The 17,956-nt window shown below is 53.4% G+C and carries 16 protein-coding genes; 4 read left to right on the plus strand and 12 right to left on the minus strand.

Features of this window, described 5'->3' with window-relative positions; translation table 11 throughout:
• Genes KNP06_RS08990 through KNP06_RS09000 form a run of 3 tightly spaced genes read left to right on the plus strand, consistent with a single transcriptional unit; the run spans window position 1 to window position 2,883 of the window.
• Window positions 1-1,734 (plus strand): ABC transporter ATP-binding protein, encoded by a 1,734-nt coding sequence (locus KNP06_RS08990; protein WP_214711316.1) that lies wholly within the window; start codon window positions 1-3, stop codon window positions 1,732-1,734.
• On the plus strand, window positions 1,731-2,603 hold the full coding sequence (locus KNP06_RS08995) for an NAD(P)-dependent oxidoreductase (protein WP_034777753.1): 873 nt from the start codon (window positions 1,731-1,733) through the stop codon (window positions 2,601-2,603). The genes KNP06_RS08990 and KNP06_RS08995 overlap by 4 nt, the downstream gene beginning before the upstream one ends.
• 46 nt (window positions 2,604-2,649) lie before the next feature.
• Window positions 2,650-2,883 carry a DUF2188 domain-containing protein gene (locus KNP06_RS09000; protein ID WP_052090131.1) on the plus strand — a complete coding sequence of 78 codons (234 nt, stop codon included), beginning with the start codon at window positions 2,650-2,652 and terminating at the stop codon, window positions 2,881-2,883.
• Window positions 2,884-2,902: 19 nt separating this feature from the next.
• On the opposite strand, the gene KNP06_RS09005 is transcribed toward KNP06_RS09000, so the two are convergent.
• The 12 genes from KNP06_RS09005 to KNP06_RS09060 all read right to left on the minus strand — a co-directional run bounded on the left by KNP06_RS09005 (window position 2,903) and on the right by KNP06_RS09060 (window position 17,251).
• The gene (locus KNP06_RS09005; protein WP_214711315.1) at window positions 2,903-3,550 is read right to left on the minus strand and encodes a DUF975 family protein; all 648 of its coding nucleotides are present in this window, start codon (window positions 3,548-3,550) and stop codon (window positions 2,903-2,905) included.
• A 59-nt stretch (window positions 3,551-3,609) separates the two neighbouring features.
• On the minus strand, window positions 3,610-4,272 hold the full coding sequence (locus KNP06_RS09010; protein ID WP_214711314.1) for a copper homeostasis protein CutC: 663 nt from the start codon (window positions 4,270-4,272) through the stop codon (window positions 3,610-3,612).
• A gap of 16 nt (window positions 4,273-4,288) precedes the next feature.
• Complete coding sequence (locus KNP06_RS09015) at window positions 4,289-5,059, minus strand: DeoR/GlpR family DNA-binding transcription regulator (protein ID WP_034777760.1); 771 nt, start codon at window positions 5,057-5,059, stop codon at window positions 4,289-4,291.
• A 246-nt stretch (window positions 5,060-5,305) separates the two neighbouring features.
• Complete coding sequence (plsY, locus tag KNP06_RS09020; protein ID WP_371815275.1) at window positions 5,306-5,920, minus strand: glycerol-3-phosphate 1-O-acyltransferase PlsY; 615 nt, start codon at window positions 5,918-5,920, stop codon at window positions 5,306-5,308.
• 11 nt (window positions 5,921-5,931) lie between these two features.
• Window positions 5,932-6,828 carry a M15 family metallopeptidase gene (locus KNP06_RS09025; RefSeq protein WP_214788499.1) on the minus strand — a complete coding sequence of 299 codons (897 nt, stop codon included), beginning with the start codon at window positions 6,826-6,828 and terminating at the stop codon, window positions 5,932-5,934.
• Window positions 6,829-6,903: 75 nt separating this feature from the next.
• Window positions 6,904-7,323 carry an acyl-CoA thioesterase gene (locus tag KNP06_RS09030; protein WP_214711312.1) on the minus strand — a complete coding sequence of 140 codons (420 nt, stop codon included), beginning with the start codon at window positions 7,321-7,323 and terminating at the stop codon, window positions 6,904-6,906.
• Window positions 7,324-7,353: 30 nt separating this feature from the next.
• Window positions 7,354-9,615 (minus strand): AAA family ATPase, encoded by a 2,262-nt coding sequence (locus KNP06_RS09035; protein WP_034777765.1) that lies wholly within the window; start codon window positions 9,613-9,615, stop codon window positions 7,354-7,356.
• A gap of 57 nt (window positions 9,616-9,672) precedes the next feature.
• Window positions 9,673-10,356, minus strand: a complete 684-nt coding sequence (locus tag KNP06_RS09040) for a hypothetical protein (protein WP_138859346.1) — start codon at window positions 10,354-10,356, stop codon at window positions 9,673-9,675.
• A 102-nt stretch (window positions 10,357-10,458) separates the two neighbouring features.
• The gene (locus tag KNP06_RS09045; protein ID WP_214711311.1) at window positions 10,459-12,024 is read right to left on the minus strand and encodes a BCCT family transporter; all 1,566 of its coding nucleotides are present in this window, start codon (window positions 12,022-12,024) and stop codon (window positions 10,459-10,461) included.
• A gap of 126 nt (window positions 12,025-12,150) precedes the next feature.
• Entirely contained in the window at window positions 12,151-12,639 is a 489-nt protein-coding gene (locus KNP06_RS09050) for a DUF3939 domain-containing protein (RefSeq protein WP_214711310.1), read from the minus strand.
• A 107-nt stretch (window positions 12,640-12,746) separates the two neighbouring features.
• Window positions 12,747-15,461 carry an aconitate hydratase AcnA gene (gene acnA, locus KNP06_RS09055; RefSeq protein WP_214711309.1) on the minus strand — a complete coding sequence of 905 codons (2,715 nt, stop codon included), beginning with the start codon at window positions 15,459-15,461 and terminating at the stop codon, window positions 12,747-12,749.
• Between the two features lie 194 nt (window positions 15,462-15,655).
• Window positions 15,656-17,251 (minus strand): peptide chain release factor 3, encoded by a 1,596-nt coding sequence (locus KNP06_RS09060; RefSeq protein ID WP_214707626.1) that lies wholly within the window; start codon window positions 17,249-17,251, stop codon window positions 15,656-15,658.
• A 193-nt stretch (window positions 17,252-17,444) separates the two neighbouring features.
• Here KNP06_RS09060 and KNP06_RS09065 point away from each other — a divergent pair, with 193 nt between their 5' ends.
• Window positions 17,445-17,876 (plus strand): DUF2621 family protein, encoded by a 432-nt coding sequence (locus KNP06_RS09065; protein WP_034777781.1) that lies wholly within the window; start codon window positions 17,445-17,447, stop codon window positions 17,874-17,876.
• The last annotated feature ends 80 nt before the right edge of the window (window positions 17,877-17,956 follow it).

Below are 17,956 nucleotides of genomic sequence, written 5' to 3' on the forward strand. Positions count from 1 at the left end.
ATGGAGTCCACATCCACATGGCAAGCCTTTCTACGCTTGTTCCGCGTCGCTCGACCACCGAAAGGTCTGTTCATCGGCGCTGTATTGATTTCGTTGCTCCAAGCGATGGCGTCACTCGCCATCCCGCTCATCTTGCAACGCGTCGTCGACAATTGGAGCGAGGCCGCGCTTGACGCCCGTCTCGTCGCCATCTTCGTCATCGCGTTTCTGATTCAAGTTATCTCGAGCGCGATTTCGATCTATTGGTTACATATCGTCGGACAACGCGTCGTCGCCAACCTGCGGACGACGTTATGGGAGCATCTCGTCGCGCTTCCGATTCCGTTCTATGACGGCGTCAAATCGGGGGATCTCGTCTCGCGGCTCAGCAATGACACGACGACGTTGCAGCAGCTCTTGTCCGAACAGAGCGTCCGCTTGTTGACGTCGTTCGTCTCGGTCATCGGCGCCGTCGGCATCTTATTCACACTCGATTGGCAGATGACGCTCGTCATCTTGTTCTCGGTGCCGACGACACTCTTGATTGTCATCCCGCTCGGGCGTAAACTTCGGAAAATCGCCAAGGCGACCCAACATGAACTCGGTGACTTGTCCGGGTTTTTCGCCGAACTGCTCGGGGAGATTCGGCTCGTGAAATCACAGGCGACCGAATCCGTCGAGGTCGCAGAAGGAAAACGCCGCATCGAGCGGCTCTTCGGTCTCGGTGTGCGCGAGGGACGGATTCAAGCAATCTTGATTCCGCTCTTGAACGTCACGTTGACGGCGATGCTGATCGCCATTCTCGGCTTCGGGGCTTATCGCGTCTCGACCGGTGCCCTGTCGACCGGCTCGTTGCTCGCGTTCATGCTGTACTTGTTCCAAATCATCACGCCGCTCATCACGATGACGGAGTTTATCACCCGGCTTCAAAAAGCACGCGGGGCGACCGAAAGAATCTCGGAACTGCTCGCCATCGAGCCGGAACCATACACGGCTGAGCCGTCGACGATTCGACAGTCGTCGCTCTCGTTCGAGGGCCTGACGTTCCGTTATGGCGACCAACCTGTGATTGACGACGTGTCCCTCATTGTCCCGTTCGGTGCCACGACAGCCATCGTCGGACGCAGCGGTGCCGGCAAGACGACACTGTTTGCCCTCGTCGAGCAGTTCTACCTTCCGTCGAGCGGTCACATCTATTACGGTGACCGGGATATCTCAACCTACGGCCGCAACGAATGGCGACAAGTCATCGGCTACGTCGCCCAAGATTCGCCCGTCCTATCCGGGACGGTGCGGCAAAATATCTTGTACGGCTTGACCCGGACAGCGACCGAGGACGAGATTCGACGAGCCTGCGACATGGCCAACGCCTGGTCGTTCATCGAGTCGATGCCGGACGGGCTCGATACAGAGATCGGTGAGCGCGGCGTCCGCTTGTCGGGTGGTCAACGACAACGACTCGCCATTGCCCGGGCGCTGTTACGCGACCCGCAAATCTTATTGCTCGACGAGGCGACATCAAGTCTCGACTCGGAATCTGAGCGTGTCGTCCAAGAAGCGCTCGACCGGCTCATGAAAGGCCGGACGACGCTCGTCATCGCCCACCGCCTTTCGACCGTCCAACATGCCGACCAAATCGTCGTGCTCGAGGACGGCGGCATCAGCGGGCTCGGGACGCACCAAGAGTTGCTTCGGGACAACAAACTCTATGAACGACTCGTGAAACAACAACTTTTAGGAGGCAATCAATTATGAAGACAATCGGATTTATCGGACTCGGTGTGATGGGTCAATCGATGGTCAGAAACTTAATGAAGGCGGGATTCGAAGTCCAAGCGTATACGCGGACGAAAGAGAAGGCGGCTGATTTATTGGCGGAAGGTGTCCGCTGGTGTGATTCGGTCGAAGCCGTCTGTCAAAACGCCGATGCCGTCATCACCATCGTTGGCTACCCGTCTGACGTCGAGAGCCTTTATTTCGGGGACGGTATGATTTTGCAGTCGGCCGAGCCGGGAACGCTCGTGATTGATATGACGACGTCTTCGCCGACGCTTGCCGAACGTATCGCTGAGGCGGCAATCGATCGCAGCTTACTCCCGCTCGACGCACCGGTCACGGGTGGCGATGTCGGTGCGAAGAACGGGACGTTGTCGATTCTCGTCGGTGGCGGCGAATACGCCTTCACGAAGGCACGACCGCTGTTCGAGGCGATGGGCCAATCGATCGAACGGATGGGCTATGCCGGGAGTGGCCAATATGGAAAGCTCGCCAATCAAATCGCAATCGCCGGCATCATGATGGGCAACGCCGAGATGCTCGCCTTTGCGAAACAAGCCGGGCTCAATCCCGATCAACTGCGCCAGACGATCCGAGGCGGCGCAGCCGGCAGCTGGACGCTCGAGAACCTTGTCCCGCGGATGATCATCGAGGACTACGCTCCTGGTTTCTTCATCAAACATTTCATCAAAGATATGAAACTTGCCCTCGAGAGCGCAGACCAGTTGAATATCAAACTGCCGAGCCTCGAGTTGGCGCATAAACTGTACTCGATCCTCGAAGAGAACGGCTACGGCGAGAACGGGACGCAGGCGCTCATCGAATACTACATGCACCAGGACGTTTGAATCGGCTCGCTCGTGGAATTAGTAGTACAGAAGGGAGCGATGTAAGATGCCATGGAATATGAAAGATTATCCGGAATCACTGAAAAACTTCGACCCGCTCGTCAAAAAGAAAGCCATTGATATCGCCAACGCCTTGCTCGCCCAAGGTTACTCCGATCAAAAGGCGATTCCGATCGCCACGGAACAAGCGAAAAAATGGCATGAACATGCCTCAAAAGAAGAGAAAGACGAGTTCCGTGACGCTCCCGACCCACAAAAGTCGGATCGGCACGGGACATAAAAACAACCGGTCGGCTCATTCAGCCGACCGGTTGTTCGTTTGCTTCTGTTTCTGCCTTGATTTCGACGTACAGTCCGGCGAGCGCCGTGTTGATATAAGGTTGCACGAAGATATAGGCCAATCCGCCGGTGAATAACACGAGCACATACCAACCGATGAAACTCGCATATAGACGAAGCATCGTGCGCTTGTGTCCAAACATGAGACGGCGGCTTTCACGCATCGCGCCGAAAGTGGATAGTTCCGGCCGGTCCCGTAGGACGAACGGGACGATCCGATACGTCAAATAGAACCAGATTCCCGGCACGATCAAGAACAGCATGAGCACGTTCAAGCCGAGATAAAAGACGGCATAATACGTGACGGCACGCATGTAATCTTTGAGCGAACCGAACGCTTCGAACAGCAGACCGAACGACGGTTTCTCGGCTTTGGCGATGTCAAGGAACACCCAGTTTCGGCCAAGTTCTAGCGGAGCGAGCAAGACGGTCGCGGTGTATAGCAAACCGATCGAGACGAACAGGATGCTCGGGTCTGTCGATTCTAAATCGAGCTGCGTCGTGATGACCGCTTGAACGAGCATCGTTGCCACGACCGCAAGGAACGAGATGCCCCAGTTCCCGGACAACATCCGAAGGGAAAATTGTTTATAGACTGATGATTGCATGACTTCACCTACTGTATCGTTTTTTTCATTATAGCAAAAAAACAGTCATCCGACTGTTTTTAGCGTGTCATCGTTTCCTTGATGGCGTTGAACTTCTGCTCATCTAGCTGTCCATCGGTCCTTACACCACTACCGACATGGACAAAGTCAATGCCTAATCGGTCGACGAGTTGGGACACGTTGTCCGCCGTGATCCCAGCGCCTGGAAGGATGTTCATTTCCGCGACGTCGTGCATCGCGCTCAACCGCTCTAAGCCCTCTAATGCCGTCGCTTGACCGCCAGACGTCAGCACATGGTCCACTTCAGGGAAATCATTCAACACGGTGATGGCGTCCATCAAATCGACCGCGTCATCAATGGCCCGATGGAACGTCAATGCCATCTCGCCCTTATGTTTAATCACTTCCCCGAGCAGTGCCTCATCGATGCGCCCGTCATTCGTCAAAGCACCGAACACGATGCCATCGGCTCCGAGCTCACGACACAGACCGACGTCTGCCAAAATCGTCTCCGCGTCCGCTTCATCATAGACGAATGAGTCTGCATGCGGACGAATCATGACGTGGACCGGAATCGTCGCTTGTTCGAGCACGTTTCGAATCGTCCCGAAACTTGGTGTCGTCCCGCCAGCTCGCATATCCGCAATCAATTCGAGACGGTCCGCCCCGTAACGCTCTGCCTGTTTCGCTTCTTTCAATGTGGTCACAATCACTTCAATCATGTCTTCTGCCTCCTTATTAAGGTGCGAAGCGCCATTCGACCTCGTGCTCCGCTAACGCACGTTTCCAATCTGCGGGCTCCGGGAAATCCGAGATGATTGTCGTCACCTTGGAAAAATCGGAGACCCGATACCGCTTTTGTTGGTTGAACTGGGTATGGTCGGCCAGTAGAAAACATTGTCTACTTTGGTCGAGTACCGCTTGCGTCACGGTCGAGAGACCGTGAGCATCACACGTCAAACCGAGCGAGGGATCGACCCCCTCGACAGAGAAAATCGCCATGTCAAACATGTACGTCTTTAACTGCTGCAAGACGTGTTCGCCGACGGTGACGAGATGCTTCGGATCAATCGTGCCGCCGAGCAGTTGGATGTCCCCCGTGAAGACGCCTTTGGCCCGTTGCTCGAAGAGGGCCTTTGCCGCCATGAGTGACGGTGTGACGACCGTCAAATTTCGTCCGCGAAGTCTCGCGGCGACTTGTTCCGGGGCGACCCCATGACCGATGTAAAGGAGGGTATCATCCTCGACGAGCTGAAACGCCGTATAGGCGATGCGACGAATCCCGTCCATGTTTGAAATCATCATCGGTTGGAACGATACGCTTTGATGCAGCACCGCCCCGCCATACACCCGTTTGATGCGATGTTCTTTTTCAAGTTCTTCTAAGTAGCGGCGGATCGACTCCCCAGAGACGTTCAACCGTTCAATCAACTCACTCGTCTTCACTTTGCCTTCTCGTTCAATCCATTCCACAATCTTTTGCTTACGTTCTTCTCCAATTAAAGACACTTCCCTGCCTCCTCCGCAAATATCGCTTCCTTTCTCAGTGTAGCGAACGGATGTAAATTTAACGTAAACAGAAAGTAAAGAACGGGCAAATCCAACAGATTTTTCGCTCATTTCGACGAAAATCAACAGAAATCCACAAAAAAGACAGTCGAAAGTTGACATCTTGCTTTCAATCCCGAGCGCATCTCATGAAAATGACCGACCTTCTCTCCGTGTCCTCCGAGAGCTTGCCGGTCATCGAAACATTCATTTTCGTTTTTGGAACAGTGGTACTTTCGGTTCAGTGCCGGAGCGAATCCGCTGCCAGTTCGTGCGGTGTTTGATGATGATGAACAAGGCGAGCGGAACGATGACGATGAGCGGTAGCCAATCTTTCGCGATGACACCATACGTGACGACGGTCACGATCCCCACGGCTGCGGCAGCCATCGAAGATAGCGATACCATCTTCGAGACGAACAGCGTCACGAGGAACGTCCCGACGACGACGACGAAAAACCATGGGAACGCCGCGAGCAGAACGCCCGCACTCGTCGCCACCGATTTTCCGCCTTTGAACTTGGCAAACACCGGATACGAATGACCGATGATGGCCGGGATCCCGGCGAGGAGCAAGCTCATCTCGCTCCCGAAGAGGAGCGGTAATAGCGCTGCGACCAACCCTTTACCCATATCCCCGAGCAGAACGAGCGTGCCGGCTTTTTTGCCGAGCACACGGAACGTGTTCGTAGTGCCCAAATTCCCACTCCCATGCTCCCGGACGTCGACCTTATAGCCGAGCTTTCCGACGATAAGAGCAAACGGAATCGCACCGAGTAAATAGCTGATTAAAATGATGATGATTTCTGTCATGTAAGGCATCGCAATTCCCCTTAATCCATTAATTGCTCGAGATAGTGCTCAAGCGGGACGTTCGCCTTGTGGACCTCCGTCGCATGCTCTACCCCGATATAGCGTAAGTGCCACGGTTCGTACATATAACCGGTTTCGGCCTCATATGCACGTTGATAACGGACGATGAATCCGTACGTGTGGGCATTGTCGGCCAACCACTTGCCCTCTTTCGTCTGATCTAGACTTTGTGTCAATTGATAGCCGACCGAGGCGCTCGAAACATCGATGGCGAGCCCGGTCTGATGTTCCGAGTGTCCTGGTGGTGCCGAATATTTCATCGCCTGTTCTTTCCCGTCCCGGGCGACATAGTTATTGAACAATTGCACTTGATAATCGTAGGAACGGAACGCACTCGTCCCTTTCAACTCAATGTCGGCCGCTTTCGCGCCCGTCATGAGCTTCTCGATGGCCTGTGCCGCTTCTTTACGAAGCATCTTCCGCTCCCCGGTCGCCGATTCGACGAAATCGATATTCGCCGTCACGAGATCGGCTGGTTTATAGCCCGCTGGCAAGGCGATTTGCTTATTGACAAGGATGAGTGTATCGAGCTTCAAATTCGCCGTCCCATTCTGTTCAAGCGGTTCGCTCGGCGCTTCAGTCGGCTCCTCTACAGGAGGGGCCTCGGCAACCGGCAATTCTTCTTCAGGCTGATCCTCGGAAGGCTCTTCCGCTGTCGGTTCCTCCGTTTCCGGAGTCGGTTGTTCTGCTTGCTCGTCTTCTTTATCCGTCGGCGTTTCGGTCGGAGTTTCTGTTTGTTGTTCGGTTTCGGCCGGTTTGTTCTCGGTTTCTTCCGTTTTGCTTTGGTCGCTTGTGGTACAGCCCACTAATGTGAGCGTCAAGGCGCAGCACACCATCAGCATAGATGGTTTTCGCATGCGATCTTCCCCTTTCATTGTACAAAAAATACCGTCAAGATATGATACCATACTGACGGTACAAAAGAACCACTGTTATAAGACGGGACTCATGACGCGCATATACATGTCATGCCACTCAGGAAACTCACGGTCGAGTCGAATCGGTTTGAAGTCACCGCGTTTGACGACGACATGTGTGGTCTTCGCCGAACCGACGAGATGACCGTTTTGATCAGTCAACTCATAGCCGTAGACCGTCCGGACCTTCGAATAACTATCGACCCAAACTCGTACGTGGACTGTGTCTCCGTACGTCACGCTCTTCTTATAATCGACCGAGACGTTCGTCACTGGGGAAACAAATCCCGCATCCTCCATGTCTTTATATTCGACCCCGAGCTGGCGCAACAATTCGGTGCGTGCCATTTCAAGATATACTAAATAGTTTGCATGATAGACGATGCCCATCATGTCGGTCTCCTGATAGCGGACCGGAATCTGAATCGTATGCATTGAATCGTCCTCACTTTCAACTTGATTATATTATAACTTGGTCTTAATATCTACTACTAAAATCCGATTCAATTCACTGTCTTGTGACGATGCTTCGATCAAACGATATGATTGTCTCGCGATCGCTTCATCGATCAACGATAGGGCCGTCCGTGCATTCGGTCGGTCGATTTCTTTTAGACGGTCAAGGAGTGCCAGACTGACATCTTCATCACACGTATAGCCGAATTTTGCGGCATACTTCTTGGCGATATCGACGAGCTGTTCAAGCGAGTAGTCCTCGAAGTGAATCGTCCGTTTGATCCGGCTGTTGAGCCCTGGGTTTGAGTCGATCAGGCGACGCATTGGTGCCTCATAGCCCGCCATCACGACGACGAGGTTGTCTCCATGCTTTGGCATCTCGTCGACGAGCGTATCAATCGCTTCACGCCCGTAGTCGTTCGGCCCTCCATTCAGGCTGTATGCCTCATCAATCAACAACACGCCACCGAGCGCATCGCGAATCGCGGCTTTCGTTTTTTGTGCCGTTTGTCCGACATAGCCGCTGACGAGATCGGCCCGGCTGACGACTTTCAAATGTCCGCGTTTTAAATAGCCCGTCTTCTTCAAGAGCTGGGCGTACAGGTGGGCGAACGTCGTTTTTCCGGTCCCGCTGTTCCCGACGAGGGCAGCATGGAGCTGGACGGGTGCCGTCTTCAACCCGAGTTCACGCCGACGCTTCTGAATCGTGACGAGTGCCTCAATCTCGCGCAGTTGACGTTTCGCCTCATCCATCCCGACCAAATCGTCGAGTGTCGGACCGGACGTATCCTCGGTCGCATCCATATCAAAATCGACTTCTGTCAGGAGGGCCATCTCGTCGAGTGGGGCATCGGCACCAAATCGCGACCCTTTCTTGAACATGGCGTCGAGTAGAATGTTGTGCACCGTCCGCGCGTTGCCGAACGTCGCGTCGACCCGTTCCCGGTCGATTCGCGCAATCAAGGCGCGCTTCGCTTCGACCGTCAGGACGTAGTTGTTCTCCGCCGCCACTTTTTCACCGATGGCGACGAGTTCGTCATCACTGTAATTCGGGAGCTCGTAATGGTTGGATTCCGGGAAGCGGGAACGAAGTCCTGGGTTCGCAAGCAGAAAATGACGCATTTCTTCCGGGTAACCGGCGAGAATCACGACAAATTTTCCCGCATACTCCCCGCTCGTCATCGCGGCGACGAGCGTGTCGATGGCTGCTTGTCCATAGTCACTCCCACTCGCATCTTGACGTTTCAAGGCATACGCCTCGTCGATGAATAAGACACCGCCCTCGGCTTCCTTCACCTTGTTCATGACCTGTTCTTCCGTTTGACCGACGAACGCACCGACGAGACTCGACCGGTCCGCCTCGACGACATCGGGACGTGCGAGCAGACCGAGCTCGAAATAAATCTCGGCCATGAGACGCGCGAGCGTCGTCTTGCCGGTCCCTGGATTGCCGGTGAACACGAGATGGAGTGAAGGTTGGTGTTTGGACGAGAACCCCGCTTTCTCACGCTCTTTCTGGAACAACAAGAACCGATACCATGCTTTGACACGTTGCTTCACGTCAGACAAGCCAATCATCGACTCAAGCGACTCAATCGCACTCGACCGTGTCGCTTCAGTTTGTTCTGGTAACAACGCAACGATCGCGTCGAGTCGTTCCTTGACGAGACCGACTCGTTCGCCGAAGCGGTGAAACGCCTCGCGGCTGAAATAATTCCCTTGCATCGACGCCAAGAGTGAGGCTGTGTCGTCTTCGAGCGCGGCAACTTCTTGCATCGCTTCGATGACGACGATGAACAAACGTTCGAGTTGCCCTTTAAACTCCGAGTCCCGTAAATCAGATTTGGCGCGGTCAATCTCATCGTGAAGCTGCTCGAGATGTTCGAGCAACTCGGATGTCTTCGACTCATATTCGGTCAATATTTGAACTTTCATCGACGCGTAATCCGTCTCGCGTAGCTTCGGCCACTCGACATGCAGCTGTTGCTTGTGGCGCCGCAAAAGATCATACAATTGACTGACACGAAGGGCTGGCGGCAAAGCACCGAGCGACTCCAACTCTTTCACCCAACGAGTTAACAGCGGGTCGATCGACTGACGGTGCTGTAACCGTCTCGTCGCGAGTAGTGTCAGTGTGCGAATCAATTCTTGACGATGCCCGGTCGCGCGTGACCAATGGGCGTAAGACAGGAGAGCCGCTTCATCGACGCGCCCACCTTCTTCCCAAGCCGTCAAATCGGTTTGGACTTGCTCCAAGGTGATCTGTTTCATAATATTCTCCTTTTTAGACGACAAAGGAGCCGACGTCTCAGTCTGCTCCTCGCCGGATTATCGTGATTCAAAAGAAGTCATGCGAATCGAATGGAACAACTTTCCGTTGTTACGCGACTCGGCGGCGAGCAGGATGCGCTCGTTCGCATCGACATAGTACGTCACCGCTTCTTCATTCTCATCTTCACTGAAAATCGATGGATACTTCTCGACCCATTCTGCTGGGACGGCTTCCGGTGTTTCTTTCTTGACGAACGCTTGTGCCGTACGACCGATGATATCGACATCGCCTTCGCTCGAGCCAAGTGTTCCGTCGTCTAGCCATTTACGAATCTGTTCGTTCGTCGCCCGTGACAAGAACGGGTGCGGGGCGACCGCGCCTGAGCTCGTCTCTTGACTGTTCGTCTCCTCACCGTCCTGATTGAACTCACGATAGACGGTCCCGTCCCACTCGGCACGGGCACCGACGTTCGGGCCCTCTACGACCTCGGACACGAAATGTCCGTCTTCGTCATATGTCACTTTATATTCACGAACTTCAAGCGTCTCCCCGTCCTCCGGCAACTTTTTCTCTTCATAGCCGATGACCACAGACGTATAGAAAGGCTCGGCCCGATTGGTGCGGCCGTCGTCGTCATTTAAATTGGTGACCAAATAAAAATTATAGGCGAGCAGGGCGCCGACAATGAGAATACCGGCAAAAATCACCCAACTCAATCGCTTCTTTACGTGTTGTTTCATAAAATGCCCTCCCAATCTTCTTCACTTACTATCCTACACTAGCGAGAAGGTCCTGCAAAACATTAACCACTAAAAAAGGCCTCCATAAGAGACCTCTTCGACTTATCCGAGCTTATCTTCTTCTTGCTTATACGCTTCAATATACTTGTCCCGTTCGTCTGGTTCGTCAGACAAATCTTTGAACAAGGCGACGATCATCAGGATTAACACGAAGATGAACGGGAACGCCACGAGGATGGCGACCGCTTGTAGCGCCCCGAGCCCACCTGCATATAAGAGGACGGCAGCGATTGAGGACTGGATGAAGCCCCAAATCAACTTGATGCGAATCGGCGGGATCAGTTTCCCGTTCGTCGTCAGCATTCCGAGCACGTAGGTGGCCGAATCTGCTGACGTGATGAAGAATGTCGAAATCAGGAAGATGGCCACGATACTGAGTACCATCCCAAATCCGCCGAACGTCTCGAACAAGGCGAACAACCCGACTTCCGTCCCGATTTCGTTGACTTGGTCGATCAGTGCTGCGCCGCCGAACAAGTCGGCCCAAATGGCCGATCCGCCGAAGACAGAGAACCAAAGCAGACCGAATGAAGTCGGAACGAGCAGAATCCCGATGATGAACTCACGAATTGTACGTCCTTTTGAGACGCGGGCGATAAAGGTTCCGACGAATGGTGACCAAGAGATCCACCATGCCCAATAGAAAATCGTCCAACCGTTGATCCATTCCCGTTCGACAGGCTCAAATGCACCCGTACGGAAACTCATCGACGGCAACTGTTGCAAATATGTCCCGATCGTCTGCGTGAACAAATCGAGAATGAACGCGCTCGGTCCGGCCACCAGTGTTGCTCCAAGCAAGACGATGGCAAGGAAGATGTTCGTGTTACTTAAAATCCGAATCCCTTTCTCGAGACCCGTCGAAGCGCTAATCATGTATAGCACCGTTACGACAGCGATGATGATCAGTTGTGTCGAGAACGCGTTCGGCACTCCTGGAATCAAGTAATGCAGACCACCAGCGATTTGCTGGGCCCCGAATCCGAGCGAGGTCGCGACACCGAAAGCGGTCGCGATGACTGCTAAAATATCGACTGTCTGTTTGACAGGACGTTCATAGCGGTCATTGACGAGCGATCCGATCGTCTCTCCGATCGTCGCCGGACGACCTTTGCGGAACGTCGAGTAGGCGATGGCGAGCGCGATCATCGCATAAATCGCCCACGGGTGGAAGCCCCAATGGAAGAAGGAATAACGCATCGCAGTGCGCGCATCGCCTTCCGGCGTCGGCGACTCAAACGGTGGTGCATGGAAATGCGACAACGGTTCTGCTGCCCCCCAGAAGATGAGGCCAATCCCCATTCCGGCACTGAACAACATGGCGAACCATGTCAAATAGCTGAATTCTGGTCGGTCCGTATCTTTGCCGAGTCGAATCGAACCAAATCTCGAAAAAATTAGAAAGACGGCGACGAGTAAAATCCCAGTCGCGCTGAGCAAATAAAACCAACCCATCCCGTTCGAGAGCCAACCTTGTAACTTCGTCGTCACGTTCAAGAGACTCGCGTTACCGAGGAGGCGCTCAGGGAAGATACCCCAAATCGTGAACAAGACCGTGATGATGGCTGAAACGAGGAAAACGGTCGTCACTTGGCTTTTTCTTTCCATAATCTCACTCCTATTCAATTTTCTTATTTTCATATACGTTTTCCACCGTAACATAGTTTATAAACCCGACTCAACCCCTCGGCGTGTAATCGCGCCGCTGACAAAAAGAGTGACGATTCGGTTTCGTCACTCTTGCGGCTTCGGTTCTAGCGAGACGATCAATGTCTCGTCCACGACGTAATAAGGCCGTTTCGGCAACACTTTTAAATACCCGCCTTCACGTAATCGTGTCAAATCAAGTTGTAACGTCTGTTGGAATTTTCGCAGCGGTATTTTTTTTTCTTGCTCAAAGTATAAATCGAGCGCCCGCTGCACTTGATCCATCTCATACACTAATTCCCGCTCGTCCTCGGGAACGATATGAAACGTCTCTTTTGACATATAAAACCGCTGTCTCGGTTTTCCGGGCAAGTGTTTTTTCAGTCGAGCCAAATCGATTTCTTGCGCCTCGTCGAGTAAGACCGTACGATTGACGCCTTTCGGTAACGTCTGCTCATATTCATGGATGGCTTCTCGCAATTGTGGAAGCGTGAGATCGATCTCTTCCTCCGGTACTTCCTCTTTTTGCGTCAGCCGTTGCCACCAGCTTTTACCTGATTTCGTTTGTCGCTCCATACACTCCCCCCTCTCCCCATTCTCTTCCCGATATCGTGCACCGTCTCACCTTATATTCGCACATTCACTAAAAAAACCTTCCTTTTTTCAAAGGAAGGTCAGTTGGCTTATTTCAATTTGTTACGGAGGACCATCTGCAAGATTCCACCGTGACGGTAGTAATCGATTTCGACTTCAGAATCGAAGCGGGCGACGACTTGGAACTCGGTCACCGTACCGTTCTCATGAGTCGCTTTGACGTTCAGGATATCACGTGGGCGAACCGATTCGTCGACTTGGATGTCGATCGCCTCTTCACCTGTGAGTCCGAGTGAGTCGGCCGACTCCCCGTCCATGAACTGGAGTGGCAAGACGCCCATCATGACGAGGTTCGAGCGGTGAATCCGTTCGAAGCTTTGCGCGATGACGGCACGAATGCCAAGCAAGTTCGTTCCTTTGGCTGCCCAGTCACGTGACGAGCCCATTCCGTAGTCGTTCCCAGCGAAGACGACGAGGCCTGTGCCCTGCTCTTTGTACTTCATTGCCGCATCGTACATCGGCATGATTTCGCCAGTCGGCCAGTACGTCGTGAAGCCGCCTTCAGTGCCTGGTGCGACTTGGTTACGGATACGGATGTTCGCGAACGTACCGCGCATCATGACTTCGTGGTTTCCGCGGCGTGAGCCGTACGAGTTGAAGTCGAGCGGTGCGACACCTTTTGATTGAAGGTATTGGCCTGCTGGTGTCGTTTTCGAGAATGCTCCGGCTGGTGAGATGTGGTCGGTCGTGACCGAATCAGCAAACTTCCCGATGACGCGGAGTCCGTTCAACGCATGGACGACGCCCGCTTCCGGCTCGAGGTTTTCGAAGAATGGCGGGTTTTGGATATAAGTTGAATCGTCCGAGAAGTCATACAAGTTGCCTTCTGGCACGTCGAGGGCGTTCCAACGCTCGTTTCCTGTGAACACCGTGTCGTACTCTTTACGGAACGCTTCCGGTGAGACGACGTCTTGAACGACCATCTTGATTTCATCATTTGATGGCCAGATGTCTTTGAAGAAGACCTCGTTGCCATCTTTGTCCGTTCCGAACGACTCGTTCATGATGTCGAAGTTGACCGATCCCGCGAGCGCGTACGCGACGACGAGTGGCGGTGACGCCAAGAAGTTCGCTTTCACGAGCGGGTGGACACGGCCTTCGAAGTTACGGTTCCCCGAGAGGACCGACGAGACGAGCAAATCGTTCGATGTGATCGCTTCTTCGACTTCGCGGTCGAGTGGACCCGAGTTTCCAATACAAGTCGTACATCCGTAACCGACGGTGTTGAAACCGAGTTGGTCGAGATACGGCGTGAGACCGGCTTTATCGAGGTAATCGGTAACGACTTTCGAGCCTGGTGCGAGCGACGTCTTCACGAATTTCGGAACCGTGAGACCACGTTCGACGGCTTTCTTCGCCACGAGACCTGCTCCGACCATGACGTATGGGTTCGACGTGTTCGTACAACTTGTGATCGCTGCGATTGCCACGTCACCTGTACGCATGTCGACAGCGCCGTCCGTGTAGTTGACAGCTGCCGTCTTCTCAAGCTCGGCTTTTTCAAGACCGAAACCACTGTGTCCGGCTGGTGCCGTCACGCTGTCGACGAACGCCGTCTGAAGGTCTGATAAGTTGATCCGGTCTTGTGGACGTTTCGGTCCAGCGAGGGACGGCTCTACTTTCGACAAGTCGAGCGTGAGCGTTTTCGTGAACGACGGGTCAGCCTGGTCTGGCGTATAGAACAAGTCGTTCGCTTTCGAGTAGGCTTCGACGAGGTCGATCAATTCTTCTGGGCGACCTGTCGTGCGCATGTAGTTGAGCGTCTCTGTATCGACTGGGAAGAAGCCACATGTCGCGCCATATTCAGGTGCCATGTTGGCGATCGTCGCCCGGTCCGAGAGCGGCATCGTGTGAAGCGACGGTCCGAAGAACTCGACGAACTTGCCGACGACTTTCTCGTTACGGAGCATCTCTGTGACGACGAGCGCGACGTCTGTCGCTGTGACACCCGGGTTGACTTCACCGACGATTTTGACGCCGACGACGTCTGGTACCGGGAAGTAAGACGGTTGTCCGAGCATGCTCGCTTCGGCTTCGATTCCACCGACACCCCAGCCGAGGACACCGAGTCCGTTGATCATCGTCGTGTGCGAGTCCGTTCCGACGAGCGAGTCTGGATAGGCGACATTGCCCGTTCCATCATTCTTTTCGAGCACGACCGAAGCCAAGTACTCCAAGTTGACTTGGTGGACGATCCCTGTTGCTGGCGGGACGGCACGATAGTTGTCGAACGCCGTCTGGGCCCAACGTAAGAACTTGTAACGCTCTTCGTTACGCTCGAACTCGATGTCCATGTTTTTCATGAGTGCGCCGGCGAAACCGTACGCATCGACTTGGACCGAGTGGTCGACGACGAGGTCAACCGGAATTTCCGGGTTGATCTTGTTCGGGTCTCCACCGAGGTCGGCCATCGCTTTACGAAGTGAAGCGAGGTCAACGACCGTCGGTACACCCGTGAAGTCCTGAAGGACGACGCGAGCCGGTTTGAACGGAACATCGATGTCTTTCGAGACTTCGGCAGTACCCCATTTAGCCAAGTTCTCGACATGTTCTTTCGTGATGGCGCGACCATCCTGCTGGCGAAGTACAGATTCGAGCAATACACGAATCGAGTACGGAAGTCGACTAAGTTCCGTCACCCCTTCTTCTTCAAGCTTTTTGAGCCGGTAATAATCGTACGCTTTGCCATTGACCTCGAACTGCGTCCGAGATTTGAAAGCGTCTAATACGTTCGTCTGTTCCATACGATATCCCCCTTTTTGAAAGCGGCGACTTCGGCATGTGCCGTAATCGCTTACTTATCACATGTTTATCATAATACAACTATAGCGTGACGTAAAATACATTCCGTCACAAATTAGCCATAAGTAAAACTTATCAAAATCAACCAAGTCACTGAAACAAAAAAAGGACGGCCCTATGAAGAGCCGTCCATCTATTATTCTGCGCCGATCTCGACGTTGACGTCGAGGGCGTCGACGAGCGTGAGCTCGTCTTCATAGCGTTCTTTGAAGCGGTCGAACGTGAACTCGTTGGCGAACAAGAACACGGGACGCTCCCAGCGGTCTGTCACGAGCATGTTGCGTGAGTCCTGGAACGGCTTGAGCGCCTTCAATTCCTTGTCCTTCACCCAACGGGCGACGCTGTACGAGACCGGCTCCATGCGGATGTCGACGCCGTACTCGTTGTTCAATCGATACTCGAACACTTCGAATTGGAGTTGACCGACCGCACCGAGATAAATCTCGTTGTACTCGTTACGGTACACTTGGATCGCTCCTTCTTGGGCGAGCTGCTCGACACCTTTGTGGAAATGTTTCGACTTGAGCGAGTTGACCGGCGAGACGCGCATAAAGAGTTCCGGTGGGAACGTCGGCAACGCCTCGAACGCGATTTTTTGTTTCGATGTCGTGATCGTGTCGCCGATTTGGTACGTGCCTGAATCATAAATCCCGATCACGTCTCCAGCGAACGCCTTGTCGACCGTCTCCCGGTCGTTGGCCATGAGCTGTGTCGACTGGCTCAACTTGATTTTTTTGCCCGTCCGTGTGAGCGTGACATCCATGCCGCGCTCAAAGACGCCCGAACAGATGCGAACGAAAGCGATGCGGTCGCGGTGGGCCGGGTTCATGTTCGCTTGAATTTTGAAGACGAAGCCGCTGAAGTCCTCTGACGTCGGGTCGATTGGACCGACGTTCGACTTACGTGCCTCAGGCGCCGGTGACATATCAAGGTAGTGATTCAAGAATGACGTCACCCCGAAGTCGACGAGCGCCGTCCCGAAGAAGACCGGCGTCAATTTCCCGTGCTGGATCGCATCGACGTCGATTTCATTGCCGGCACCGTCGAGAAGATCGATTTCATCTCGAAGGTTCGTTAAGTTCTCTTCCGTCAAGTGATCGGCGAGGATTGGATCATTGACCCCTTCTTCGTTCAATGTGAGCGTCGCTTTGTCACCACGGAACAAGTGCACTTCGTTTTTTAAGCGATCGTATACCCCTTCGAACTGCATTCCGCTCCCGATCGGCCAAGTCACGGCGACCGAAGGCATGCCGAGCACTTCTTCAAGTTCTTCCATGAGCTCGAGCGGATCTTTCGCTTGTCGGTCAAGCTTGTTCATGAACGTGAAAATCGGAATCCCGCGCATCCGACAGACTTGGAACAATTTCTTCGTCTGCGTCTCGATCCCTTTGGCCGCATCGATGACCATGACGGCACTGTCGACCGAAGTCAAGACGCGATACGTATCTTCCCCGAAATCGTTGTGTCCTGGTGTGTCCATGATCGAGACGACCTTGTCTTGATAGACGAACTGCATGACCGATGACGTGACCGAGATTCCACGTTGTTTCTCGATCTCCATCCAGTCAGATTTGGCGTGTTTAGAGTTTTTACGGGCTTTGACCGTCCCCGCTTCACGGATGGCTCCCCCGTGAAGGAGCAATTTCTCGGTGAGCGTCGTCTTACCGGCATCCGGGTGCGAGATGATGCCGAAAATACGCCGCTTCTCAACTTCTTGTTTTAATTGGTTCATGTATGGCTCTTTCCTTTCTGAACATTACGATTTACACTGGCTCTTGCTCATTGCAACGCTATCTATTCTAACGAAGCCCGCGCGTTTCGTCCATCTTTATAGTAAGGAACGGATAGCTGTAGCTTTTGTATCGCGCCCCTTTTTTGTATACTTAGCTTGAATGATCGTGAAATGACAGAACGGGGGAAAGACGATGCCAGAAAACTTGGTGATGTATTTCATTGTCTTCTGGGGATTCGTGATGATCGGGTTGATGTCGATCGGCGGCTACTTCATGTTCCGCAAATTTTTAAAACGAATGCCGAAAGAAGACGGGCGCTCACTCCTCGACATCGAGGATGATTACATCGACAAGACACGCCACTTATGGACACCGGAGACGCGTACATTGCTTGATCGTCTCGTCACGCCGGTTCCGGAGCTGTTCCGCGACGTCGCCATCCGAAAGATTGCGGGCAAAATCGGACAGTTCGCTCTCGAGACGCGGGCCCGTGAAATGACGACCGAGCTCGTCGTCAAAGGGTATATCGCCGCGACACCGAAACGGGACCATAAATTTTTAAAAAAGGCGCTTGAAGAAGAACAAATCGACTGGAAAATGTATCAACATTATTTCCAACAATGATGAAACGAGATGCCGGCCTTGGGCTTGGCATCTTTTTGTCTTCACCAGTTCAACTAAGTTATACGAAACGGAAATTGTGC

This window comes from Exiguobacterium sp. s21, assembly GCF_018617975.1.
Taxonomy (GTDB): domain Bacteria; phylum Bacillota; class Bacilli; order Exiguobacteriales; family Exiguobacteriaceae; genus Exiguobacterium; species Exiguobacterium mexicanum_A.